The sequence below is a fragment of the uncultured Amaricoccus sp. genome (assembly GCF_937891315.1).
Taxonomy (GTDB): Bacteria; Pseudomonadota; Alphaproteobacteria; order Rhodobacterales; family Rhodobacteraceae; genus Amaricoccus.
Map to the genome: position 1 here is coordinate 27,620 of NZ_CALAGI010000169.1, position 22,406 is coordinate 50,025.

The window sequence follows — 22,406 nt, forward strand, 5'->3', positions numbered from 1 at the left end:
GCGCGGATCAGTAGGCGTAGGCGCGCTCGCCATGATCCGTGAGGTCGAGCCCCATATGCTCCTCCTCGGAGGTGACGCGCAGGCCGACCAGCAGATCGACGATCTTGAAAAGGATGAAGGAGACGATGCCGCCCCAGCCCAGGGTGATCAGCACGCCCTCGATCTGGACCCAGACCTGATGCCCCATCTCGTAACCGTCGATTCCGACGCCGCCGAGCGCGGGGCTGACCAGGATGCCGGTCCCGATCGATCCGAGGATACCACCCACGCCGTGGATGCCAAAGACGTCGAGCGTGTCGTCATAGCCCAAGGCGTTCTTCACGGTGGAGCAGAAGTAGAAGCAGACGATCGACACGAGGAAACCGAGCACGATCGCACCGACCGGACCGATGAAGCCGGCGGCCGGGGTGACGGCGACGAGACCCGCGATCGCACCCGAGACGACGCCGAGCAGGGACGGATGGCCCTTGGTCGTCCATTCGATGAACAGCCAGCCCAGCGCCGCGCCGGCGGTGGCGACGAAGGTGTTGAGCATGGCAAGCGTGGTGCCGCCGTTGGCCTCGAGGTTGGACCCGGCATTGAAGCCGAACCAGCCGACCCAGAGCAGCGAGCCGCCAACCATGGTGAGGGTCAGCGAGTGCGGCGTGTGCGACTCCTTGCGGTAGCCGATGCGCGGGCCGATCACGATCGCGCCAACCAGCGCGGCGATACCGGCGTTGATATGGACAACCGTTCCGCCCGCGAAATCGAGCGCGCCGCGCAGGAAGAGGAAGCCATCGGAGTACCAGACCATATGGGCGATCGGCAGATAGACGAGGGTGGCCCAGAGAATGGTGAACAGCAGGACGGCCTTGAATTTCATGCGCTCGGCGAAGCCGCCGACGATGAGGCCGGGGGTGATCGCGAAGAAGGTCATCTGGAAGCAGATGAACACGAATTCTGGGATCACCACGCCGTCGGTGAAGGTCGCGACCGTGGAATCGGCGTTGATACCCTGGAGGAACAGCCGGCTGAAGCCGCCGAAAAAGGCGTCCATGCCGCCGCCCGGGTTCAGCGCGACGCTATAGCCGTAGACGACCCAGAGAACCATCATGACGCAGGAGATCACGAAGGTCTGCATGAGGACCGACAGCATGTTCTTCGCCCGCACGAGGCCGCCATAGAAAAGGCCGAGGCCCGGGACGGTCATCAGGAGCACGAGCAGCGAGGCGGTGAGCATCCAGGCCACGTCGCCCTTGTCGACCGTCGGCACGACCTCGGTGACCGTCTCGACGATGGCGGGCGCCGCTTCCTGCGCGCAGGCGATGCCCGCGGTCGCGAGCAAGGCGAAGGGAGAGAGCTTCAGCACGTCTTTCATTTGTTTCCTCATTGCAGGGCGCCGTCGCTCAGAGCGCATCATCGCCGGTTTCGCCAGTGCGGACCCGATGGGCCTGAAGCACGTCCAGAACAAAAATCTTGCCGTCGCCGATCTTGCCGGTCTTGGCGGTCGCGGCGAGCGTCTCGACGACCTGCGCCACCGCGCCGTCCGCGATCACGATCTCCAGCTTGATCTTGGGAACGAAATTCACCACGTACTCGGCGCCTCGGTAGATCTCGGTATGACCCGACTGCCGGCCGTAGCCCTTGACCTCCGATACCATCAGGCCCTGCACGCCAATGCCGGTGAGCGCCTCTCGCACCTCCTCGAGCTTGAAGGGTTTGATGACGGCTATGATCAGTTTCATGAGTTCCTCGCTCATTTGTTCCGGCGGCGCAGGACGCGACGAATGTGGATATGCAATATCCGTGCCACTCAACAGGGTATGCCGCATCCAACTGAAATCACTGGCGTAACCGTTCCAGATCGCTGCATGCAATTTCAACGCTGGGGTAATCTTGGGCAAATCTTAACTCTTCGCTAACGACTGCTCATTATTTGAGCAAATTTCGCGCGGACCCGTGAACGCCGGGCGGCGGCAAACCGCTGGCGCCAACGTCGATTTCTTAGTACCGTCCGTGCAAAACAACGAGCAGGCGACCACCGACATGGCCCAGACGGGCAATCGACGCAAAAAGGCCAAGCCCCGGCTTGGTCGATCCGAGCGCATATTGCGGGGGATCTTCAGGAAGACCTTCCGGGTCTTCTGGTGGGTCGGGCTGCGCGTCGCCATCGTCGGCGCCTTGGCTCTCGCGGTCGGGGTCGCCTATTACTCCGCGCGCCTGCCTCCGGCGGAGGAACTGCTCGACGGGCGCGACGAAGGCTCGGTGACACTGATCGACGCGAATGGCGACGTTTTCGCCTGGCGCGGCCAGCAGATGGGCCTGATCCGCGCCGACGAGGTCTCGCCGCATCTGGTGAACGCCATCGTCGCGACCGAGGATCGCCGCTTTTACTGGCATTTCGGCGTCGATCTGCGCGGGACGCTGCGCGCGCTTCTGGTCAATCTGCGCGCCGGCACGTCGGTTCAGGGCGGCTCCTCGATCACCCAGCAGGTGGCGAAGCTGCTCTATTTCGACAACAACCGCACGCTGGAACGCAAGATCAAGGAGATCCCGGCGGCGCTGGCGCTTGAACTGAAATTCTCCAAGAACGAGATCCTGTCGATCTATCTCAACCGCGCCTATCTCGGCGCCGGCGCCACCGGCTTCGAAGCCGCCGCCCAGCGCTATTTCGGCAAGTCCGCCGCGGAAGTGAACCCGGCCGAGGCCGCCATGCTCGCCGGTCTGCTGCGCGCGCCGTCCAAGTTCGCGCCCACCAACAATCTCGACCGCTCGCAGCGGCGCGCCGAGGTCATCGTCGGGCTGATGGAGGAGCAGGGCTATCTGACCGCGCGTCAGGCGGCCGAGGCGCGGGCGCATCCGGCCGTGCTGTCACGGGCGGCGGCGGCCAGGGCCGGCGGTGAATTCGCCGACTGGGTCATGTCCTCCGGGCCGGACTTTCTCACCCGCTCCACGACCGAGGACGTCGAGGTGCTGACCACCTTCGATCCGCGCGTGCAGCGCGCGGCCGAGGCGGGCCTGCGCCATGTGTTCGAGAACAAGGTGAAGGAAGGCTCGAACGCCCAGGCCGCCGTGGTCGTGCTGTCGCGCGACGGGGCTGTGCGGGCGATGATCGGCGGCCGCGATCTCGGCGGCAGCGATGGCGAGTTCAACCGGGCGACCCAGGCCCGGCGCCAGACCGGTTCGCTGTTCAAGACCTTCGTCTTCGCCGCCGCGCTGCAGGCGGGTGCCAATCCCTTCGACCCGGTGCTCGACGCGCCGCTGACCCTCAATGTCCCCGGCTCCGGCCCCTGGTCGCCGCAGAACTACAGCCGCGAATATCTGGGCCAGATCACCCTGGCCGACGCGCTGGCGAAATCCATCAACACCGCCACCGTCCGCGTGTCCGAGGCCACCGGCCGCGCCCGGGTGCGCGCCGTGGCCGAGGACCTCGGAGTCACGTCCCCCATCGCCGACGGCCCGGCGCTGGCGCTCGGCACTTCCGAGGCGACGCTGCTCGAAATGACCGGCGCCTACGCCGGCATCCTGAATGGCGGCGTGCGCGCCCTGCCCCACGGCATGCGCGAGATCCGCCTGAAATCGGACGGCGGCCAACTGATGGCCGGGGACGGCGCCGCCCCCCGCCGCGTCCTCGACGAGCGCGCGGCCGGACAACTGACCTGGATGATGACCCAGGTGATCGAGCGCGGCACCGGCACCCGTGCCAGCCTCGGCGAGCGCCCGGCCGCCGGCAAGACCGGCACCACCCAGGCCGCGCGCGACGCCTGGTTCATCGGCTTCACCGGAGATTACGTGACCGGCGTCTGGATGGGCTACGACGACAATACGCCGCTCCGGGGCGTGACCGGCGGCGGACTGCCCGCCGAGATCTGGCGGGAGACCATGCTGCGGATCGAAGACGGCATGCCGACGCGGCCGCTGCCGATGATCGTCCCGACGCCGCCCGTCGCCCGCCAGCCCGGGCCGAACCCGGTCGAAGTCGTGCAGAACGTCGGCGACGCGGTCGAGTCGGTGTTCAAGAGTGTGCTCGGCGGCCTCTTCGGCCGCAACTGATCTCCGGGCGACCGCCGTCGAATGGCGACCGCTCGCTGGATCGCGCGGCCTCAGGCGCCCTGCCGCATGGGCGCCGAGAAGACCACGTCGAGCGCGGCGGCGATGTCGCGCAGCCGCGCGGCGCCGAACTCGGCATTCATATGCCATGGGTCGGCGGTGGATTTTTCGCGGTGCCAGTTCTCCGCCCGCGTGACTTTCGGCGGGGCGAGGCCTACCGCGCGGTGATTCAGCGCCTCCCTGGTGAAGCCTGGCGCGGCCAGCGTGTCGTCGCTCTGCGGGATGAACATCGCCCCGACGGAAGCCGCGGCGGAATCGGCGCACTGGACGAAGAAATCGACCAGATCACCGAAATAGGACGTGCCACGCAGCTTGCGCAGGTGCGCGTTCACCTTGTCGCCGATGATCGTCTCCGACGGATAGGGCGAAGACAGGAAGATGACCGGCGCCGGGCTCGCAGTCCGAATGAGCCGCGTGAGGCCGTAGCCTGCCCGGTTGCGATAGGCCCGGGCCAGAAACTCGGTGAAGAAGGAGTCGCTGATCACCTCGCGCCCGGCGCTCAGCTTGCGGTCGGATGCGAGGCAATGCATGCGGAAGAGCTGGAAAAGATCGCGATATTCGATGCCGAGCCCGACCATGACGAAAGCGTCGTACTCGCGCATGTCGATCCGGTCCCGACCCGCCGAGGTAGAGGTCATCTGCGTCAGCAGATACGCGTCGTCCGTGGTCAGGAAATGGCCGTCGACCAGATGGAACTTGTCCATGAGATAGCCGGAGCCGGCGAAATAATCGACCGAGCGCGCGAGGAGCGCCGACCGGTCCGCGTCTATGGCAAGCTTGACGCAGGCGAGGTGCGAGTTGCCGATGAAGCAGAGGCGATTGACCGGGCTCATGGCTTGAACGCCTCCAGAAGCGCTTCCTCGCACTGGACATCCTCGGCCGCCTTGCGCCGCGCGCGGCGCGGATCGCCGGACGTGGCGGCCGCGTGCTCGTCGAAGAAGGTGCGCATCACGGTCTCGACCCCGGCCGGGCTGACCGACCGCAGGTTACCCTCGAAGAAGAAACCGCGCGACGGATGCGCCGCGATGATTTCGTAGGACGGGAAATAATCGAGATCCTCGAACTCGGCGTAGAGCTGGCCCGCCACCGCGCGCAGCACCGATTTCGAATACATCGTCGCCACCAGCACATGCTGATCGGCGGCGGTCGCGGTCAGTGGTACCGGCGAGACGGTAATCAGGTGGCGCACACCGGGATTGAACTTCGCGAGCTCGGCATGAAAGGTCCGATAGTCCGCGATGATTTCCTCGTAGTTGAAGTTCTTGAAGGCATGGATCGAGGAATCGAAGGTGCCGGCGATGGTGCCCGGACAAGTCGGCAGGGTGCGCCCCGCCTTGGTATCGACCCATGCCTCGGTCAGGCCCATGGTGAAGACGAAGACGCGGGTCTGCCGGAAGACCTGGCGCACCCGCGCGAGATGCGCCGCGCGATGCACGACCACCTCCCGGCGCGTGGCAAGGCCGTTCGGCTCGACCCCGGGCCGCAGCGCGTCGTAATAGCGCCCGTCCTTCTCCCAGACCAGCACCGGCCAGGGCTTCTCCGCCGTCGCCTCACGGAGGAGTTCGAGCAACTGGCGCACGGTGTAGATATTGGCATAGCGCGCGGAATAGACGCCGTAGCCAAAGGCCTTGGCGAGCTCCGGATCCTTGGACGCCGGCGCCCGCTCCTTGTCGAGAACGCGAAAGCCGCGGGCGCGGAAATTGGCGGCGATATGCTGGGCAAAGCAACTGCCCGCGGTCGCGATCCAGTCGTCCTGCGTGATCTCGAACCGCTTCCTATAGAGGCCGTGCATGATCAGCGGATTGGTCTCCGCGACGCCGGTGCGCCAGAACTTGGTATCGTCGAGACTGGCGTAGGGAGAGGTGTCCGGCTTCTTCCGCGCCCCTCCGACCTGGCCGTTGGCGATCTTGTCGAAGGAAGGCATCAAGTTACCGTCCATTGGCACCCTTTCCCGCGGTCACGATATTGTATCCCGATTGTCATCGCGGGTGTTTGTTGTCAACGCCGATGCCGCGCGGGCGCCCGGCCGGGGGCGATCGCCCGACTTGAAGGGCACGATGCCTTCCCCTAAACCGGCTCACGCGGAAATAGCTTGGGGGCGTGGCATGGCAACCGGACTGATGAGCGGAAAGCGCGGGCTCGTCATGGGCCTTGCAAACGACAAATCCATCGCCTGGGGCATCGCACAGGCCTGCCACGAGCAGGGCGCCGCGCTCGCCTTCACCTACCAGGGCGAGGCGCTCGGCAAGCGTGTAGCGCCGCTCGCCGCGCAACTCGACTCCGACATCGTGCTGCCCTGTGACGTCACCGACGAAGCCTCGCTCGACGCGGTTTTCGCCGATCTCGCCGCCCGCTGGGGCCGCCTCGATTTCGTCGTTCATGCCATCGGCTTCTCCGACAAGAACGAGCTGCGCGGCCGCTATGTCGAGATGACCACGGCCGCCAACTTCACCCAGACCATGCTGATCTCGGTCTATTCCTTCACCGCCGTCGTGCAGCGGGCCGAGAAGCTGATGACCGATGGCGGCTCCTGCCTTACCCTCACCTACTATGGCGCCGAAAAGGTGATGCCGCACTACAACGTCATGGGGGTCGCCAAGGCCGGGCTCGAGGCATCGGTCAAGTACATGGCGATGGATCTCGGTCCGCGGAACATCCGGGTGAACGCGCTCTCGGCCGGTCCGATCAAGACCCTCGCCGCCTCGGGCATCGGCGACTTCCGCTACATCATGAAATGGAACGAGCTGAACTCGCCGCTGCGCCGCAACGTCACCCAGACCGATGTCGGCAAATCGGCGATGTTCCTGCTGTCGGACCTGTCCTCGGGCGTCACCGGCGAGAACCTGCACGTGGACGCGGGCTATCACGTCGTCGGCATGAAGGCCGAGGACGCGCCCGACATCGACGTCGTCTCCGGACGCAAGGAGGCCTGAGATGCCCGACCGCCTGCCGCACGAGAAGGGCTTCCACGTCAGCTGGGACCAGATCCACCGCGACGCGCGGGCGCTGGCCTGGCGTCTCGACAACCGGGGCCCCGACAACGGCGCCTGGCGCGCGGTGGTCGCCATCACCCGCGGCGGCATGGCGCCGGCGATGATCGTCGCCCGCGAGCTCGACATCCGCGTCGTCGATACGATCAGCGTCAAGTCCTACAACTGGCAGGATCAGGCCGAGCCCAAGGTGATCAAGGCGCCCGACGCCCCGCTGATGGGCGACGGCACCGGCATCCTCGTCATCGACGACCTCGTCGATACCGGCAAGACGCTGGAACTGGTGCGCAGGCTCTATCCACAAGCGCATTTCGCGACCGTCTATGCCAAGCCGCATGGCCGCGCCATGGTCGATACCTATATCACCGAGGTCAGCCAGGACACCTGGATCTTCTTTCCCTGGGACATGGCGCTGCAGTATGTCGAGCCGTTCCGGGGCAAGTAGGACCGCCATGCCTCCGGCACCCCGCGCGACCTCGAACCTGCTGCACGAGAGCTTCCAGGCGGGCATCCTGGTCAAGGGCGTCTTCGCGCTGGTCGAAGCCCTCGGCGGCGTCCTGCTCTGGCTGTTCGGCGACCGCGCCGTCACCCTTGTCCAGCGGCTGACCTTCCACGAGTTGACCGAACATCCCGGCGACCGCGTCGCCTCCGGCCTCTCGCGCCTCGCCGCTGCCTATTCGCTCAGCAGCCAGGAATTCTACGCGCTCTACCTGCTCGGCCACGGCCTCCTGAAGCTCATCCTCGTCGCCGGCCTCTGGCACGAAGCGCGCTGGGCCTTCCCCGTCTCGATCGTCGCCATTCTCGGTTTCATCGCCTATCAGCTGCACCGCTACGCCCACACCGGGTCCATTGGCCTGCTCCTGCTGACGGCGGTGGATATTGTCGTGCTGATCCTGATCTGGCAGGAGTATCGCGCGCGGCGCCGCGCCGGATTGGCCTAGCGCCGAACTGGCCAGAGCAATATCCAGGCCAGACGGGATCGTCCGGTGGTCAGAACACTGCGGCAAATCAACATGCCGGAGCGGACGGCCCGGTTCCGCCGGAACGGCCCTCGCTCTAGCGGCGGTCGGGACAGACGACCGGCGCCTCGGCGGCGCGATATTCGCGCCCCGCGTTCAGTCCGTCGGGGTCGATCACCAGCGCCATCTCCCGCCGCTCGATCACCGCCACGTCGGCGCGGATCGACTTGCCGTCCTCCTCCCAGACCAGGGTGCCCTCGTCGATCCAGCGCCACGGCGCGAGGCGATAGACCTCGCCGCAGCTGGTCATGACCAGAGTCCCGTCCGACAGAAAGATCCGCAGATCGCCGGCCGGCGCGTCCGCGCCCTGATCGAGCCAGACGCGATTCTCGAACAAGGCCTCGCGACCCTCGTTGCCCCAGCCCGCCCCCGGCAGGTCCACGCTCGGCACCTTCACGCCGCAGCCGGCGAGCACGAGACATCCGAGCCCCATCCCGACCAGCCGTCCCGGACTGGCCGGCGCCTCTCGGGCGGATGCTCCTTCGTCCCGCATCTCGGCCGATCCTCCCCCGGGCGCCCACGCTCCGCGGCGCGTTGCTACCCGGATCATCGACGCCCGGGGCCGCTTGTTCAAGCCCTCCGCCCCACGCGGCGCGAGATCACCTACCGGCATGAAGGAAAGGTCCCCTATTTCGTCCCTCCGCCGCGCCGATCGATCCCGGTGAAGCCGGCGAACATCCGCCGTTCGAACCGTGCCTCGGCCTCCTCCATGCCGAGACGTCGCGCAGAATTGTCAGCCATCGCCTGAAACTGGGCCGGGATCGCCGCGCGCGGCCCCAACCGCCGGTAGCGCGGCGCCGCGAGCAGGGTATCGAGCTTTCGCCCCGACATGGTATGGAGGCCTGACCCCATCCGATCAGTCCTTTCCAGGAGCGACCGCCGCTGCCAGATACGCGAGAAATCCCTGTTCGAATCCGACCCTCACCTAAATCATCAACAAAAAATACACGAGCAACGGATCATCGCCTTGGAAACATACGAAACCCGTACCAGACGGCAGTATACGTGAGGATCGGCACGCGGTCTATTCTATCGCTTCGCGCCGGAGTTCCGCTCCCTCCAGGGAAAGTGCAAGCTCCGGCGTTCGCGCGGAAGCGCGGTAGTCCACCGGACCTCGTAGCGCGACCGCGCGCCGGCGATCCAGAGCGCGACGCCAGGCGACGCCGCGCCGCCGAGCACCCGAACACGGCGACCAGCGCCAGACCCGGCTCCCGTCGCCGCGAGCCGGACGAGCAACCCGACCCCGCGGTAGCGAGAGGGTCGGGGCGACCACGCCGGCCCCTCTTGTCCACGGACCTTCGCAGGCGACGGGATCGGGATGGTGATCTTCCGCGTTCAGACTGCTGTCAGCATTCCGTCGTGAAAGCGACCGTTGGCTCTGGGCCGGCGGATCAACCTGAAAACGCTGGAATGCCGCAAGTCTCTTTCTGGATCGCCGTCGGACTGCTCGGCCAACTCCTCTTCACCTCCCGCTTTCTGGTCCAGTGGATCGCCAGCGAGCGGTCGGGGCGCAGCACGGTGCCCGACGTTTTCTGGTGGCTCAGCCTGGCGGGCGGCGCGACCTTGCTCGCCTATGCGATCTGGCGACGCGATGTCGTCTTCATCTTCGGCCAGAGCGTCGGCCTCGTCGTCTATCTTCGCAACCTCACGCTGATCCGGCGCGCCAGGGAGGAGGCGGCATGACAGGCGGCCACGCCCCGCGCGACCAGACCTGGCCGGCGATGGCGGCCTTCGCCCTGGTCGCCGTCCTGGGCGTCCTGACGCGGCCGCTACTGCCGGTCGACGAGACCCGCTATCTCGCGGTCGCCTGGGAGATGCGGCTCGGCGGCGACTGGATCGTGCCACATCTGAACGGCGCGCCCTATTCGCACAAGCCGCCGCTGCTGTTCTGGCTGATCAACCTTGTCTGGGCCGGGACCGGCGTCTCCGCCACCGCCGCGCGGCTGGTCGGGCCGGCCTTCGGCGTGGCTGCGATCTGGGCCACGAGCCGCCTCGCGCGCCGCCTCTGGCCGGAGGACGCCGGGATCGGCGGCCGCGCGGCCATGGTGCTGGCGGGCTTCGGCGCCTTCGCGCTCTTCGCCGGACTGACGATGTTCGACGCGATGCTGACCGTGGCGGTCATCGGCGGCGTCTTCTCGATCTGGACCGCGGGCCGGGCCTGGCGCGGCTGGGTCGCCCTCGGGGTGGCGCTGGCCCTGGGCGCGCTGGCCAAGGGTCCGGTCATCCTGATCCATCTCGCGCCGCTCGCGCTGAGCGCGCCGCTCTGGGCCGGGGTTGCCTGGCGCCGGACGTTGCTCGGCTTCGCCTTGGCGCTCGGCGTCGGTCTCGGGCTGGTGGCGCTCTGGCTCGTGCCCGCCGTGATCACCGGCGGCGCCGAATATCGCGACGCCGTGCTCTGGACCCAGAGCGCGGGACGGATGACCGAGTCCTTCGCCCATGCCCGGCCCTGGTGGTTCTTCCTGGCGCTGGCGCCGGCCGTGCTCTGGCCCTTCGCCTGGTCACCGTCGCTCTGGCGGCGGATCGCGGCCCTGAACCCGCGGGGCGAGCCGGGCCTGCGGTTGGCGACGATCTGGGTCGGATCCGCGCTCGCGCTCTTCAGCCTGATGAGCGGCAAGCAGATCCACTACCTGCTGCCCGCCCTGCCCGCCGTCGCCCTGATCTTCGCCCGGGCGATGCGCGGCGCGCCCATTGGCGCCTGGCCGGCGGCGCTGCCGCCCGGGATCATCGGAATCGCGTGTTTCGCCATCGCCCTCGGGTTCGTCCCCAAGGATCTCGCCCTCGTCCCGCGATCAAGCGCCCACATGGCGGCGATCGGCCTCGGCTGCCTCGGCCTCGCCGCGCTCGCCTTCCGGCTTCGCGGGACGCGGATCGCCTGGCTCGGCCTCTCGCTCGTCGCGCTGGCCAACCTCGTCTTCGCGCCAGGCGCGCCCGGGAGGGTCTATGACGCGTCCACCATCGCCGCGCTGATCGCCCCGTCCGACGCGGCCGGCATCGGGGTGCTTGGCAATGACTACAACGGCGAGTTCACCTTCGCCGCGCGGCTGCGCAACCCGGTGGCCCTCCTGTCGCCAGGCGAGGCGGCGGATTGGCTGGCCGCCGATCCGGACCGGGCGCTGGTGGCGCGGCTCGACCGCGACCACCCCTCCGGCGAACCTCGCGCGACCGTGATCTATCGCGCCCACGCCTACGGCGTCTGGGGCGGACCGGACAACGCGCCGAAAGGGGCGAAGGATGTCGCGCTCGACTGAACCGCCCCGGATTGAACGGCCATTGATCCGGTGTCGCGGCCGCCAGCGCTTTGTCCTTGCTTGTCGCAAGCCCGGAAACCACCCTGACGCCCTGGAGGCGAAAAGGTGCGCATACTTCTGGTCGAGGATGATCGCGGGCTCGGCGCCGCGCTGCGCGACCAGATCATGGCCGAGGGGCACATCGTCGACTGGGTCGAGATCCTCGCCGACGCTCGCGCCTGCGTCGAGACGGTGGCCTATGATCTCGTGCTGCTCGACCTCGTCCTGCCTGACGGAAGCGGCATCGACTTCCTGCGCCATCTGCGGGCCGAGGATCGCAGCGTGCCGCTCATCATCCTGACCGCGCGCGACCGGATCACCGACCGGATCGGTGGGCTGAACGCCGGCGCGGACGACTATCTGGTGAAGCCCTTCGACCTCGCGGAGTTGTCGGCGCGGATCGGCTCCGTATCACGGCGCTACGCGCGCAATCCGAATCCGCGGATCGCGTTCGGCCCCTTCGTCGTCGATCTCGTGGCGCGGTCGATCGCAGGGCCGGCGGGGCCGGTGGACCTCAGCCAGCGCGAATGGGTGATCTTCGAAACGCTGCTGCGAAGCCCGCGCGCGATCGTCACCAGATCGCGGCTGGAGGACCGGCTCTATTCCTTCGACGCCGAAGTCGAGAGCAACACGATCGAGGTCTATGTCAGTCGGCTGCGACGCAAACTCGGCCGCGACAGCGTCGAGACGGTGCGGGGTCTCGGTTACAGGCTGGGGCGACCGTGAGCGGACCGCGCAGTCTGCGCCGCGATCTGGCTCTCGGTCTCGGCGCCGGCGTCGTGGCGCTGTGGCTCCTGGCCATGGCCGGCGCCTGGGCGGTGCTCCGCGATGAGGTGAATGAGGTTTACGACGCTGTGCTCGGGCAGGCGGCCGACCGGATCCTGCGGCTGCCGGGCGAGTCCATGACCGAGCCGGCGCCCGAGGTCACGCCCCGGCGCGGCGAGGACATGAGCTACATTCTGCGCCGGCCCGACGGCGCGATCCTGATGCGTTCCGCCGGCGCGGATGCGACGGTCTTCGGCGAAACGCCGCGAACCGGCTACCGCGAGAGCGCCGACTACCGCGTCTTCGGCCGGCGCGCCCCTGGCGACAACGTGCTCGAGGTCGCCGACCCGCTGGCGGAGCGGCGGGAAGCGACGCGGGAGGCGATGGTGAGCCTGCTGGTCCCTGCCCTCGCGTTGGCGCCGCTGATCTTCTTCGGCGTCGCCTGGTTCGTCGCCGCGCGCTTGCGGCCCGTCGGGCTGCTGGCGAAACAGGTGGCGCGGCGCGACTCCGCCGATCTGCGCCCGATCTCCGCGCCTGGACTTCAGCTCGAGCTGATCCCGATCCAGGACGCCGTGAACCGCCTGATGCGGCGGCTCGCCGACGCGATGGAGGTCGAGCGAACCTTCTCGGCCAACGCCGCCCATGAACTGCGCACCCCCATCGCGGCGGCGCTCGCCCGGACCCAGCGGCTGATCGCCCAGGCGCCGGAGGGCGCGCCGCGCCAAGGCGCGCGGGCGATCGAGGCGGAACTGAAGCGGATGGCGCGCCTGTCCGAGAAGCTGCTCGATCTCGCCCGGGCGGAAGCCGCGGGAGTGGCCGCCGGATCGGGGCAGGATCTGCGGCCCATCCTGTCGATGGTCGCGGAGGACTTCGGCGCGGCGGCCGGGCTGCGCGTGACGCTACCGCCGGTCCCGGTGGTCGCCTCCATCGACCCGGACGCCTTCGCGATCCTGGCGCGCAACCTGATCGAGAACGCGATCCTTCACGGGACGCCTCCGATAGAGGTCGCGCTCGAGCCGGACAGCACGTTGCGGGTAACGAACGGTGGCCGGCCGTTGACGGCGGACAAGCTCGCGCTTCTGACACGCCGCTTCGAGCGGCTCGGCAGTCGCCGCGGAGGTTCGGGGCTCGGTCTCGCGATCGTCGAGGCGCTGGTCCGCAACGCCGGCGCGAATCTCGAATTCCGCTCGCCGGCGCCGGGCCGCGATGGAGGGCTCGCCGTCATCGTCGCCCTGCGGAACGCGGAACCCGAGGTTCCGTGACGCCGGACCGGTCGTCCTCGGCTGATCTGTCCGGCCTTGCGATACCTGTCCCGCCGCCACATGCATTGCCCGCCGGAGCAAGCCGCCCGGTCGGCGCCCATGGGGATCGGCGGAATGATCATGCCGGAAGCGAGTGCGCGGGTTCCGCGCCGCGCGCGATCGGTTCATTTCCGGTCAGCCCGTCAAGATAGTCGCCGACCGACCGCCAATCGCCAGCGGAGGCGCTCATCGCCACATATCCATCGGGGCGAACGAGCCAGATGCCCCCGGCGGCGACCGCGGGCCGGACCGCGCCTTCGAGGAGGTTCGCGTGCCGCTCGATGATCGCGGCGGACGCGGCGCTGGACTCATCCGCGAAGAGTGCGAAGCGCGGCGTCGGGCCGGCGCCGATCAGGTCCCTGCCTCGGGGCGACAGTCTGTGGCCAGGGAGAGGACCGTTCAGACCCCGGACATGGCCACCGTTGAGCGGGCCGCCGTCATAGGCGATCGCCAGTTCGGACAGGATTCCCGCCGCCGCCGAGCGAACCGACCGGAGCCCGAACAGGTGCCGGGCGATGAAGTTTCGCGCGGCCTGCTCGAAATGCCCCGACAGCATTGCGACCTTCGTCAGGCGCCCGGATTCCTTGATCACCGTCTCGGCGACGGCGCCACGCTCGGAGCTGTAGCTTGCGAGAACCTGCTCGTGAGCCTCGCCGCGGCAGACGAGGGCCAGTTTCCAGGCGAGGTTGAAGGCATCCTGCATGCCGGTGTTCATGCCCTGACCTCCGGCCGGGCTGTGAATATGCGCGGCGTCGCCGGCGAGGAACACACGGCCGGAGCGAAAGTCGGCCACCTTGCGTTCGTTGATCCGGAACCGTGCCATCCCGACCGGGTCCGATGCGACCAGGCCGCCGGGCGTCCGCTCGTCGATGATGGCCTGAACTTCGGCGAGGGTCGGCTCCGGCGCCTCGGCGCCCGTGCTTGCTTCCATGTTGGCGAGCAGGCGAAGGCGATTGCCGGGCAACGGGAGGAAGATGACGACGCCCTTCTCGTGCCAGTAGGACACCAGTTCCTCGACCGGCGGCCCGTCACCGGAAATGCGCAGGTCGGCGAGGATGAACTCGGCCGGGATGGTGTCGCCGTCGAAGGCCATGCCGAGGCCGTGGCGAACGAAACTGTGCGCCCCGTCGCAGCCCACCAGCCAGTCGGCTTCGATATCCTCGGCGGTTCCATCGGCGCGCGTCACGGACGCCCGCGCTCCCGTTCCGGTATCGACGAACCGCGCGAGTTCGACCCCGCGCTCGACGGTCACGCCCAGCGACCGGAGGTGGGTGTCGAGGATTCGCTCGGTATCATACTGCGGGATCATCAGCGCGTAGGCGTAGTCGGTGTCCACGCCATCGAAGGCGACACGCGCGATCTTCGTGGTACCGGCGATGATGTTCGCCGCCTTCACCTTTACGCCGGCCGCGACCAGCGGCTCGGCGAGCCCGGCGCGGTCGAAAAGTTCGAGCGTCCGCGCCCAGACAGCGACAGCCTTGGACTTGTCGGTCGGGGCGGGCGCCTTGTCGAAGATGCGAACCGGGATGCCGAAACGCGCGAGTTCAATGGCGAGGGTCAAGCCGACGGGGCCGGCGCCCGCGATGAGGACCTTGGGGTTCATGATGGTTCCCTTGATTTGAGATGTGGGCACGCGGTGGCGCGATCAGACACGCGGCGGAGCTCGACACAGGTCTCTGGCCCGTGGCGCGGACTGTCGCGGAAGAAATACGGCGGCGCCTGCGTGTCGAACCGCGGGTGGTCGTGGCTGATGTCGCCGCGCAGCGGATCGGCGCGGCTGCCAATCCCGAGGCGCGGCCTGTCGCCCGGCCTCGGCACCGGAGGTCCAGCCGACCCCAGTCGCGGACCGCGCAGACCGCCCTTCAGGAGGATCGGATTGTCCCGGAAGCCGGCCCCGGGGCAAGCGGCGCTCATTCTCCCGATCCTTTTGCAAGCAGCGTGAATATCGTCTCCAGTACCGACGCGGCCCGCGCGGCGCCGTCGGGCCGATCGACCGCGAGATCGACGACGGCCAACCCGACCGAGAGGGCGTGCACCAGAAAGCGGTTCTCCGCGGTCGAGGGCAGACCGAGGTCTTCAAGCAGCCGGCCGGCGCGCAGCGCGATTCCGTCCGCCAGTTCCCGGAACAGCTCGCGCACCCGGGGCTCCTGATCGGCGGCCTGCGCCAGCGCCATCATCACCCGGGTGTTCTCGTGCCGAACCGCCACGTTGGCGATGACGGCCGACGCCGCCTCGATCGACCGTCCATCCAGCATCGCATCGATCGCCGCGAGTTGCCCGTCGATCGCCGCGCGCGCGACGGCGGCGAGGAGATCGGCCCGGGTGGGGAAGTAGTAGGTGAGATTGCTTTGGCGCAGGCCTGCCTTCGCAGCGACCCGCGGCTGGGTGAAGCCGGCGAAGCCGCTCTCGCGGATGACCGCGAGTCCGGCTGCGACAATGGCTTCCCGGCGATCACTCATTCTGGATTCGTTTTTTGGTGGTTTGGTATACCTACCAAATGAACCGGTTTGTCGAGTCGGTCAAGCCTTTCGAAACCGACGGCGAGGGAGCGGCGGCGAGTGCCGGCACCAGCCCGTGCATGGCGTTGTTTCCCTGAAAGATTGCCGGCGTTCGCGTCCCCGTGGCGCGCTCGCGACCGCGACGGCGGCGCAGGGCCAGCCCCTCCTCGGAACAGGGCCGGTAGAGCTCCTGTTCATGGTGATGCCTTTACGTTCGAGCAGGGCGAACGCACGACGCCAGCATCCGGAAGCGCGCCGCAAGGACGTCAATCACCGGAAACGGGCGATCTCGACGACGGCTCCGCCGCCCCGGCACGCAGTCACCGCGCGCCGGATTCTACGCCGGTTGCGCGTAGCCTCCGTTATAGGCCTCGCTCTTCCGTCGAACCCGGGAATGTTCGACGACCCTTTCGCGAGCGACCCCCCGAAACTCTTCGATCGACGAATATCCCTTGCGCTGCAAATAGTCGCCGAGATCGCTCGTCAACTCCTGGATGAGGTTGACGCCGATGCCACCGCTGCCCTTTTCCTCCATCGCGGCCGTGCAGACCTGCAGGTTCCCGGCGCCATGCGCGATGAAATTGAAGGCCTCGCGGAAGCCCCTTATCCCCCCGATGCCGGAAATCGACTTGTCCGGGAAAGCGCGCGAAACATCCGACACGCGCTGCAATGCCTGGTGCAGAATGGCCAGACCACCCAAGCCCCCGGACGTGACCAGCCCGTCCACCTCGACCTCGAATTTCATTGTCTCCGGATCCATGAGCGGGAGCGAGGGAAAGGTATTGCAGAGCGAAATCGACGAAGCGCCAGCCGCGTAGGCCGCCCTCGCCCCGTCGACCAGCGAGGATGACGATGGCGTGAGCTTGACCCAGATCGGCACGCTGACCGCCTCGGTCACGGCCTTGAGGATCGACCTGATGATGTCTTCGTCATTGGCGATATGCGCCCCCATGTCCTTGCGATCCATGTGGGGGCAGGACATGTTCAGCTCGAGCGCATCGCATCCGGCATTCACGCAAGCCCTTGCGAGCTTGCGCCAGTGGTCCATCTCCTCCTCGTTGCCGGCGCCGGCCATGATCGAGCCGATCAGCATGCGGTCCGGCCAGGTGGTCTTGATCTCTTCCAGATCGGGGAGCCACTTGTCGAGCGGCTGATCCGAGATCAGTTCCCAGTTCCAGGAGGAATGAGACACGCTTTCAGGTCGCTTGTTGCGCGAGACATAGGGCTTCGTTTCGGTGGCGCGCTGAAAGATCGTCTTGGGACCGGCGACGTTCTCCACCGGGTGCAGGCCGATCGTCTTGGTCACGACGCCGCCCCAGCCAGCCTCGAAGGCCCGCAGGATCTTTTGTTTGCTTTCCGTCGGCGGCGCGGAGGCCAGAACGAACGGATTCGCGAAGGCAAGACCAGTGAAGTTCGTAGCAAGCTCACATGGCATGGCGCACTCCCGGATTCCGACAGACATGACCGGATATTTTACCAATCAGTCAATAACTTCCTCGCCGCCCGCGCCTTGCGCCCGTCGGGCAGGACGACCTGTGACGCTTGTTGACCAAAACATGAGCAGAAGCGCGATTGCGATCCCGCCGCGTTCCCCGGAAAATCCTGGCGCGACGGCGGCCGCGTGTCGCCGGTCCGCTTGATCCCCCTCGCCGCGGGGAAGGGGTTGCGCCCTCCCCGGCGACTTCGGTTTCATCGAGATGCATCTTTCTCAAGGACAATGTTGTCCGCGCCATCCTGAGCGGCTTGACCTCACGCAAACGGCTGGTCTATTAGAAAAATAGCCAGATCTGGGGCATCTGCGGCCCCTCTCAAGCACTCCATCTCACGTTAAACTGACGCGGCTCGCCCGCAAGGAGGTGCTATGCTTGCGACGTTCTCTTCCCGGTTGTGTGCGGGCGTGACCGCGATGCTGTTGCTGACCACGCCTGTTCTTGCGGAGACTATCACGGTCACCGACATGGCGGGCCGTACCGTCGATGTGCCGCACGGCGCCGAGCGCATCGTCCTCGGCGAGGGCCGGATGATGTATGCCATCGCCCCGCTCATGACCGAACACCCGTTCGAGCGCATCCTCGGCTGGAAGGACGACCTCGTCAAATACGACCCCGATGCCTACCGCAAGCTTCAGGCCAAGTATCCCGAGGACACGGCGCGCCTCGTGGACTTCGGCAACCCGTATTCGGGCGACTTCTCTGTCGAGAACGTCCTCGCCAACAACGCCGATCTCGTGGTGCTGGACCTCGCCTCCCGGTTCAAGGCCGAGGAATCCGGCGTGGTCGAGAAGCTCGGAAAGGCCGGCGTGCCGGTGATCTTCGTCGATTTCCGCCAGAACCCCACGGAAAACACCGTCCCCTCGATGCTCCTCCTCGGAAGGGTGCTGAATGAGGAAGCGCGCGCGGCCGAGTTCATCGACTTCTACGTGCGCGAAACCCGCAAGGTCACCAATGTCGTGCAGGGTCTCGCAGCGGAGGACATGCCGCTCGTCTTCGTCGAGAACGCGCCCGGCTACGAGCCCGGCTTCTGCTGCAACACGTTCGGCCCCTTCAACTATGGCCGGTTCGTGGAACTCGCCGGCGGCAGGAACTACGGCTCCACCGTCTTCAGCGGCTATTCCACCGACGTCAGCCTCGAAGGCGTGATCTCGGCGGATCCCGACATCATCATCGGCACCGGCGCGAACTGGGGTGAGAGCACGCCCGGCGTTACCGCGGTGCCGCTCGGCTACGAGGCGAAGCCCGACGTGGTGGCGGAGCGGCTGGCCGGCCTCGTTGCCCGCCCCGGCTTCAAGGATCTAGAAGCGGTACAGTCCGGGAATTACTTCGTGATCTATCACCAGTACTACAACAGCCCGGTGCATTTCGTCGCGATGCAGCAGATCGCCAAGTGGCTCCATCCCGAGGAATTCGAGGATCTGGACCCGCAGGCGACATGGGAGGCGTTCCACGCGGAGTTCCTGCCCTACGAGCCTTCGGGCGTCTTCTGGGCGGCGGCGGCCAGCACGAACTGATCCGTGCCGCGATGACGAGGGCCGAAGCCGGACGGCTTCGACCTTCGTCCCGGTCCTCATTTCAGCCCAATTTCAGGACGCAACCGGCATGACCGAACTGTCCTCGACCGTCGAGGCGCTGACCGCGGACTATCGCGCGCGGAGCCGCCGGCGCCTGCTCGTCGTCGTCCTGCTCCTGGCGCTGATGGCGCTGTCGCTCGTCATCGACATCGTGTCGGGCCCCTCCGGGATGAGCATCGGCCAGATCGTGTCGATTCTCCTCGATCCCGCGGGCGCCGACGCGAACGACAGGGTGATCGTCTGGGATCTGCGTCTGCCCGTCGCGCTGATGGCGCTGATGGTCGGAGCGATGCTCGGCATCGCGGGCGCGGAGATGCAGACCATCCTCGCCAATCCGCTGGCCGACCCGTTCACCCTCGGCATCTCGTCCGCCGCGAGCTTCGGCGCGGCGCTGGCCATCGTCACGCATGTCTCGCTGATCCCCGGTTTCGGCCCGTTCATGGTCACGGTGAACGCCTTCGTGATGTCGCTCGTCACCGCGATGCTGCTCTTCGCCTTCACCCGGCTGCGCGGCGTCTCGACCGAGGGGATGGTGCTGGTGGGCATCGCGCTGATGTTCTCCTTCAACGCCCTCCTCGGCCTGCTCCAGTACGGCTCCACCGAGGTGCAGCTCGCGCAGATCGTCTTCTGGATGATGGGCTCGCTCGCCCGCGCCACCTGGTCCAAGGTGGCCGTCTGCGCCGCCGTTCTCGCGGTGGTCGTCCCCTGGTTCATGGCGCGCAACTGGTCGCTCACCGCGCTGCGCATGGGAGACGAGAAGGCGGCCGCCCTCGGCGTCAATGTCGCGCGGCTCAGGATCGAGATGCTGGTCGGCGTTTCCCTGCTCGCCTCCGTGGCGGTGTCCTTCGTCGGCACGATCGCCTTCGTCGGGCTCGTCGGCCCGCACATCGCCCGCATGGCCGTGGGCGAGGATCAGCGCTTCTTCCTGCCCTTCGCGGCCACGGCCTCGGCGCTCCTGATGTCGGCCACCTCGATCCTGTCCAAGACCATAAATCCCGGCGTGATCTATCCGATCGGAATGATCACCTCCCTCATCGGGATCCCCTTCTTCGTGAGCCTGATCCTCGGCGCGCGCCGGAGGAACTGGCAGTGACCGTCGCCGCCGAGGCGCTGGTCCACCGCTACGGCGCCCGTTCCGCGCTCGACGGGGTCAGCTTCGCCGCGCCGGCGCGCGGCTCCGTCACCATCCTGATCGGCCCCAACGCCGCGGGAAAATCCACGCTCTTCAAGGCGATGGCCGGGCTCGTGGCGCCCTCGGAAGGCAGGCTCATGCTCGGAGGCGCCGACATGGCCGGGCTGTCGCGGCGGGAGCGGACGCGGCGCGTCGGCCTCATGCCGCAGGCCTTCGTGTGCAATGCCGCCCTCACCGTCTTCGAGGTCGTCCTGCTCGCGCGCAAGCAACTCTCCGGCTGGTCGGTGGAGCGGGAGGATGTCGTCGCCGTCTCGGTCCTGCTCGAGCGGATGGGCATTTCCCATCTGGCCCGCGCGCTGGTCGGGGAGCTGTCCGGCGGGCAGGGGCAGATGGTTTCGGCCGCGCAGGCGCTGGCGCGCGGGCCAGAGGTGTTCCTGTTCGACGAACCCACGTCGGCGCTGGATCTCCGCCGCCAGCTCGAGCTCCTCGGCCTGATCGTCGCCGAGACGCGGGCGCGCAACGTCGTCACCTTCGTCGCGATGCACGACCTGAACCTCGCCGCCCGTTTCGGCGACGCCGCGCTCCTGATGCGCGACGGCCGGATCCTGGCGCAGGGCGCGCCGGACGACGTGCTCGCCGACCCGTGCGTCGGCGAGACCTACGGCGTGGTGCTCGACCTCATTCCGCATCCGAAAGGCGGTTTCCATGTTTCGGCTTCTCTCTAGCGTGTTCGTGGCAGCCCTGCTGGCGACTGGCGCGCAGGCCGAAACGCATCTGGTGCGGATGTACTCCGCCCATCCCACCGATCCGGCGCGGGCCAACGTCTTCGACCCGCCGTTCCTGAAGATCGCCCCGGGGGACAGCGTGACCTTCGTGCCGGCCGATCCGAGCCACAATACCGCGTCGAAGAAGGGCATGATCCCCGAGGGCGCGGAGGAGTGGAACTCGGCGGTCGACGACGAATTCACCGTCACCCTGACCGTGGAGGGCGTCTACGGCTACATCTGCTCGCCCCACTACGAGATGGGCATGGTCGGGGTGATCGTCGTCGGCGACGCCTCGGCGAATCTCGGGGCCGCGAAGAAGGCCCGCCATCTCGGCAGCGCCAAGAAGGCGTTCCGCGAGCTGCTTGACGGTCTCGAAAACGAATAGAGCCCCGGGCGGCGACAGACCCGAGCGCACCATGCCGAGAACCGCGATCACAGGCTGAACCGGGAACGCGGCGCCAAAGGGCTCTGCCCCGGCAGCGTCGGCTCTGCCGGATCGGGCTCCGCTCTGGATCAAATCCCCGGCGGACGGCGATGCCTCCATCGCAGGGCGCGCGCGGCGCTGGCGTCTTGTCCCCGGCGCGTCAGCGGTCCGGGACCTGGACAACCGTCCGCAGCGACACCTGTTCGAAGTCGTCGACGAGCACATCGAGGGTGACCTGCCACTCTCCGCCGCGGGGAAGGACGAGGGGGCCGGCGCTCCATGTCGCGCCGTCGCGCCGGGCGGCGAGGCGGATCGGCTCGACGCCGGCGGCGGGGGCGGCGAAGGCGATGCCCAGCTCGAGCGGCGGCGGGGCGGCGGGGGGAAACGTGACCGCGATCGTGTTCGGGCCGGGGCGTCCGGGGGCAAGCGCGAGGCCGGCCATCAGCGTCGGGTCGTGGAGATGGACGCGCAGCTCGGCCGCCGCCGGCGCGGCGAGCGCGCGCGGCGGCGGAGTCAGGCGGAAGCCGCTCGCGAGCGCGAGGATCGCGACGGCGAGGACGATCTCGGCCCGGACGGAGTGGCGGAAACGCGCGGGAGCGCCGGCCGCGCCGCGGGCGATGGCCGGGGTCAGGCGCAGGCGGTTGAGCACGGCGAGGCCGATGAGCGGCGCGACGAGGGCGAGCTTGGCGAGGAGCAGGCGGCCGTAGGCGGTGCCGGGAAGCGCGACCGGGTCGCGGAGCTGCGCGACGGCGAGGAGGCCGCCGCTCAGGACGAGCAGCCCGACCAGCGGCACCGCCACCGCCGAGAAGCGGCGGAGGCTCGGCGCGAGGCCGTGCCGGTCGGTCGCGGCGCGCTCGGCGAGCGCCGGCAGGGCGCCGATCCAGAAGATGACGGCGGCGGCGTGGAGCGCCACCGCCGGCGCCGCCAGCCAGCGCGGGCTCGCGGTGGCGGCGTGACCGAAGAGCGCGAACGAGGTGGCGGCGAGCCCCCAGGCGACGAGCGCGAGCGGGCCGGCGCCGCCGCGCCCGCGCAACGCCGCGACGGCTGCGGCGGCGGCGAGGATGGCC

The 22,406-nt window shown here is 67.9% G+C and carries 22 protein-coding genes and 1 pseudogene; 12 read left to right on the forward strand and 11 right to left on the reverse strand.

Annotated elements, in window-relative coordinates; all coding sequences use genetic code 11:
- Nucleotides 1–7: 7 nt before the first annotated feature.
- Both Q0480_RS16870 and Q0480_RS16875 read right to left on the reverse strand, forming a co-directional pair.
- A complete protein-coding gene (locus tag Q0480_RS16870) occupies nucleotides 8–1,357 on the reverse strand; it encodes an ammonium transporter (protein ID WP_299134700.1) in 1,350 nt (449 codons plus the stop codon).
- Between the two features lie 28 nt (nucleotides 1,358–1,385).
- On the reverse strand, nucleotides 1,386–1,724 hold the full coding sequence (locus tag Q0480_RS16875; protein WP_299134745.1) for a P-II family nitrogen regulator: 339 nt from the start codon (nucleotides 1,722–1,724) through the stop codon (nucleotides 1,386–1,388).
- Nucleotides 1,725–2,088: 364 nt separating this feature from the next.
- Here Q0480_RS16875 and Q0480_RS16880 point away from each other — a divergent pair, with 364 nt between their 5' ends.
- Nucleotides 2,089–4,032 carry a transglycosylase domain-containing protein gene (locus tag Q0480_RS16880; protein ID WP_299134701.1) on the forward strand — a complete coding sequence of 648 codons (1,944 nt, stop codon included), beginning with the start codon at nucleotides 2,089–2,091 and terminating at the stop codon, nucleotides 4,030–4,032.
- A 50-nt stretch (nucleotides 4,033–4,082) separates the two neighbouring features.
- On the opposite strand, the gene Q0480_RS16885 is transcribed toward Q0480_RS16880, so the two are convergent.
- Together Q0480_RS16885 and Q0480_RS16890 are read right to left on the reverse strand one after the other, a co-directional pair.
- Complete coding sequence (locus tag Q0480_RS16885; protein WP_299134703.1) at nucleotides 4,083–4,922, reverse strand: hypothetical protein; 840 nt, start codon at nucleotides 4,920–4,922, stop codon at nucleotides 4,083–4,085.
- A complete protein-coding gene (locus Q0480_RS16890; protein ID WP_299134705.1) occupies nucleotides 4,919–6,013 on the reverse strand; it encodes a GSCFA domain-containing protein in 1,095 nt (364 codons plus the stop codon). The genes Q0480_RS16885 and Q0480_RS16890 overlap by 4 nt, the downstream gene beginning before the upstream one ends.
- Before the next feature lie 181 nt (nucleotides 6,014–6,194).
- Here Q0480_RS16890 and fabI point away from each other — a divergent pair, with 181 nt between their 5' ends.
- The 3 genes from fabI to Q0480_RS16905 are packed head-to-tail and all read left to right on the forward strand — an operon-like array spanning nucleotide 6,195 to nucleotide 8,020.
- Nucleotides 6,195–7,022 (forward strand): enoyl-ACP reductase FabI, encoded by an 828-nt coding sequence (fabI, locus tag Q0480_RS16895; protein ID WP_299134707.1) that lies wholly within the window; start codon nucleotides 6,195–6,197, stop codon nucleotides 7,020–7,022.
- Nucleotide 7,023: 1 nt separating this feature from the next.
- A complete protein-coding gene (gene gpt / locus Q0480_RS16900; RefSeq protein ID WP_299134709.1) occupies nucleotides 7,024–7,524 on the forward strand; it encodes a xanthine phosphoribosyltransferase in 501 nt (166 codons plus the stop codon).
- 7 nt (nucleotides 7,525–7,531) lie between these two features.
- Entirely contained in the window at nucleotides 7,532–8,020 is a 489-nt protein-coding gene (locus Q0480_RS16905; protein ID WP_299134712.1) for a DUF2127 domain-containing protein, read from the forward strand.
- Nucleotides 8,021–8,135: 115 nt separating this feature from the next.
- Here Q0480_RS16905 and Q0480_RS16910 read toward each other — a convergent pair whose 3' ends face one another.
- Both Q0480_RS16910 and Q0480_RS16915 read right to left on the reverse strand, forming a co-directional pair.
- Nucleotides 8,136–8,591 carry a hypothetical protein gene (locus Q0480_RS16910; RefSeq protein ID WP_299134714.1) on the reverse strand — a complete coding sequence of 152 codons (456 nt, stop codon included), beginning with the start codon at nucleotides 8,589–8,591 and terminating at the stop codon, nucleotides 8,136–8,138.
- 134 nt (nucleotides 8,592–8,725) lie between these two features.
- Nucleotides 8,726–8,950 carry a hypothetical protein gene (locus Q0480_RS16915; protein WP_299134715.1) on the reverse strand — a complete coding sequence of 75 codons (225 nt, stop codon included), beginning with the start codon at nucleotides 8,948–8,950 and terminating at the stop codon, nucleotides 8,726–8,728.
- Between the two features lie 558 nt (nucleotides 8,951–9,508).
- Here Q0480_RS16915 and Q0480_RS16920 point away from each other — a divergent pair.
- The 4 genes from Q0480_RS16920 (at nucleotide 9,509) to Q0480_RS16935 (ending at nucleotide 13,412) form a co-directional block, all read left to right on the forward strand.
- The gene (locus Q0480_RS16920; protein ID WP_299134717.1) at nucleotides 9,509–9,781 is read left to right on the forward strand and encodes a lipid-A-disaccharide synthase N-terminal domain-containing protein; all 273 of its coding nucleotides are present in this window, start codon (nucleotides 9,509–9,511) and stop codon (nucleotides 9,779–9,781) included.
- Nucleotides 9,778–11,346: a glycosyltransferase family 39 protein gene (locus Q0480_RS16925; protein ID WP_299134720.1), complete on the forward strand. Its 1,569-nt coding sequence runs from the start codon at nucleotides 9,778–9,780 to the stop codon at nucleotides 11,344–11,346. The genes Q0480_RS16920 and Q0480_RS16925 overlap by 4 nt, the downstream gene beginning before the upstream one ends.
- A gap of 105 nt (nucleotides 11,347–11,451) precedes the next feature.
- Nucleotides 11,452–12,111 (forward strand): response regulator transcription factor, encoded by a 660-nt coding sequence (locus tag Q0480_RS16930; protein ID WP_299134723.1) that lies wholly within the window; start codon nucleotides 11,452–11,454, stop codon nucleotides 12,109–12,111.
- A complete protein-coding gene (locus Q0480_RS16935) occupies nucleotides 12,108–13,412 on the forward strand; it encodes a histidine kinase dimerization/phospho-acceptor domain-containing protein (RefSeq protein ID WP_299134726.1) in 1,305 nt (434 codons plus the stop codon). Before Q0480_RS16930 ends, Q0480_RS16935 begins: the two co-directional genes overlap by 4 nt.
- Nucleotides 13,413–13,530: 118 nt before the next feature.
- Here Q0480_RS16935 and Q0480_RS16940 read toward each other — a convergent pair whose 3' ends face one another.
- The 4 genes and pseudogenes from Q0480_RS16940 to Q0480_RS16955 form a co-directional block, all read right to left on the reverse strand.
- Complete coding sequence (locus Q0480_RS16940) at nucleotides 13,531–15,054, reverse strand: FAD-dependent monooxygenase (RefSeq protein ID WP_299134728.1); 1,524 nt, start codon at nucleotides 15,052–15,054, stop codon at nucleotides 13,531–13,533.
- A gap of 307 nt (nucleotides 15,055–15,361) precedes the next feature.
- The gene (locus Q0480_RS16945; protein ID WP_299134730.1) at nucleotides 15,362–15,910 is read right to left on the reverse strand and encodes a TetR/AcrR family transcriptional regulator; all 549 of its coding nucleotides are present in this window, start codon (nucleotides 15,908–15,910) and stop codon (nucleotides 15,362–15,364) included.
- Between the two features lie 145 nt (nucleotides 15,911–16,055).
- Nucleotides 16,056–16,207: pseudogene (locus tag Q0480_RS16950) on the reverse strand (IS3 family transposase); the annotation flags it as partial.
- 79 nt (nucleotides 16,208–16,286) lie between these two features.
- Entirely contained in the window at nucleotides 16,287–17,384 is a 1,098-nt protein-coding gene (locus Q0480_RS16955) for a tRNA-dihydrouridine synthase (RefSeq protein WP_299134731.1), read from the reverse strand.
- 471 nt (nucleotides 17,385–17,855) lie between these two features.
- Here Q0480_RS16955 and Q0480_RS16960 point away from each other — a divergent pair, with 471 nt between their 5' ends.
- The 4 genes from Q0480_RS16960 to Q0480_RS16975 all read left to right on the forward strand — a co-directional run bounded on the left by Q0480_RS16960 (nucleotide 17,856) and on the right by Q0480_RS16975 (nucleotide 21,300).
- Nucleotides 17,856–18,956 (forward strand): ABC transporter substrate-binding protein, encoded by a 1,101-nt coding sequence (locus Q0480_RS16960; protein WP_299134732.1) that lies wholly within the window; start codon nucleotides 17,856–17,858, stop codon nucleotides 18,954–18,956.
- A gap of 88 nt (nucleotides 18,957–19,044) precedes the next feature.
- Nucleotides 19,045–20,109, forward strand: coding sequence for an iron ABC transporter permease (locus Q0480_RS16965; RefSeq protein WP_299134734.1), 1,065 nt, complete (start codon nucleotides 19,045–19,047; stop codon nucleotides 20,107–20,109).
- Nucleotides 20,106–20,873, forward strand: coding sequence for an ABC transporter ATP-binding protein (locus Q0480_RS16970; protein ID WP_299134736.1), 768 nt, complete (start codon nucleotides 20,106–20,108; stop codon nucleotides 20,871–20,873). The genes Q0480_RS16965 and Q0480_RS16970 overlap by 4 nt, the downstream gene beginning before the upstream one ends.
- Complete coding sequence (locus Q0480_RS16975; protein WP_299134738.1) at nucleotides 20,854–21,300, forward strand: pseudoazurin; 447 nt, start codon at nucleotides 20,854–20,856, stop codon at nucleotides 21,298–21,300. The genes Q0480_RS16970 and Q0480_RS16975 overlap by 20 nt, the downstream gene beginning before the upstream one ends.
- Nucleotides 21,301–21,499: 199 nt before the next feature.
- On the opposite strand, the gene Q0480_RS16980 is transcribed toward Q0480_RS16975, so the two are convergent.
- The coding region (locus Q0480_RS16980) for a CopD family protein (protein WP_299134741.1) at nucleotides 21,500–22,406 on the reverse strand (907 nt) is incomplete at its 5' end.

Bases quoted from the DNA above. Each gene is read 5' to 3' on its own strand.
- Q0480_RS16870 (WP_299134700.1), bottom strand. From the start codon at position 1,357: ATGAAAGACGTGCTGAAGCTCTCTCCCTTCGCCTTGCTCGCGACCGCG.
- Q0480_RS16875 (WP_299134745.1), bottom strand. From the start codon at position 1,724: ATGAAACTGATCATAGCCGTCATCAAACCCTTCAAGCTCGAGGAGGTG.
- Q0480_RS16885 (WP_299134703.1), bottom strand. From the start codon at position 4,922: ATGAGCCCGGTCAATCGCCTCTGCTTCATCGGCAACTCGCACCTCGCC.
- Q0480_RS16890 (WP_299134705.1), bottom strand. From the start codon at position 6,013: ATGCCTTCCTTCGACAAGATCGCCAACGGCCAGGTCGGAGGGGCGCGG.
- fabI (WP_299134707.1), top strand. From the start codon at position 6,195: ATGGCAACCGGACTGATGAGCGGAAAGCGCGGGCTCGTCATGGGCCTT.
- gpt (WP_299134709.1), top strand. From the start codon at position 7,024: ATGCCCGACCGCCTGCCGCACGAGAAGGGCTTCCACGTCAGCTGGGAC.
- Q0480_RS16905 (WP_299134712.1), top strand. From the start codon at position 7,532: ATGCCTCCGGCACCCCGCGCGACCTCGAACCTGCTGCACGAGAGCTTC.
- Q0480_RS16910 (WP_299134714.1), bottom strand. From the start codon at position 8,591: ATGCGGGACGAAGGAGCATCCGCCCGAGAGGCGCCGGCCAGTCCGGGA.
- Q0480_RS16915 (WP_299134715.1), bottom strand. From the start codon at position 8,950: ATGGGGTCAGGCCTCCATACCATGTCGGGGCGAAAGCTCGATACCCTG.
- Q0480_RS16920 (WP_299134717.1), top strand. From the start codon at position 9,509: ATGCCGCAAGTCTCTTTCTGGATCGCCGTCGGACTGCTCGGCCAACTC.
- Q0480_RS16925 (WP_299134720.1), top strand. From the start codon at position 9,778: ATGACAGGCGGCCACGCCCCGCGCGACCAGACCTGGCCGGCGATGGCG.
- Q0480_RS16940 (WP_299134728.1), bottom strand. From the start codon at position 15,054: ATGAACCCCAAGGTCCTCATCGCGGGCGCCGGCCCCGTCGGCTTGACC.
- Q0480_RS16945 (WP_299134730.1), bottom strand. From the start codon at position 15,910: ATGAGTGATCGCCGGGAAGCCATTGTCGCAGCCGGACTCGCGGTCATC.
- Q0480_RS16955 (WP_299134731.1), bottom strand. From the start codon at position 17,384: ATGCCATGTGAGCTTGCTACGAACTTCACTGGTCTTGCCTTCGCGAAT.
- Q0480_RS16960 (WP_299134732.1), top strand. From the start codon at position 17,856: ATGCTGTTGCTGACCACGCCTGTTCTTGCGGAGACTATCACGGTCACC.
- Q0480_RS16965 (WP_299134734.1), top strand. From the start codon at position 19,045: ATGACCGAACTGTCCTCGACCGTCGAGGCGCTGACCGCGGACTATCGC.
- Q0480_RS16975 (WP_299134738.1), top strand. From the start codon at position 20,854: ATGTTTCGGCTTCTCTCTAGCGTGTTCGTGGCAGCCCTGCTGGCGACT.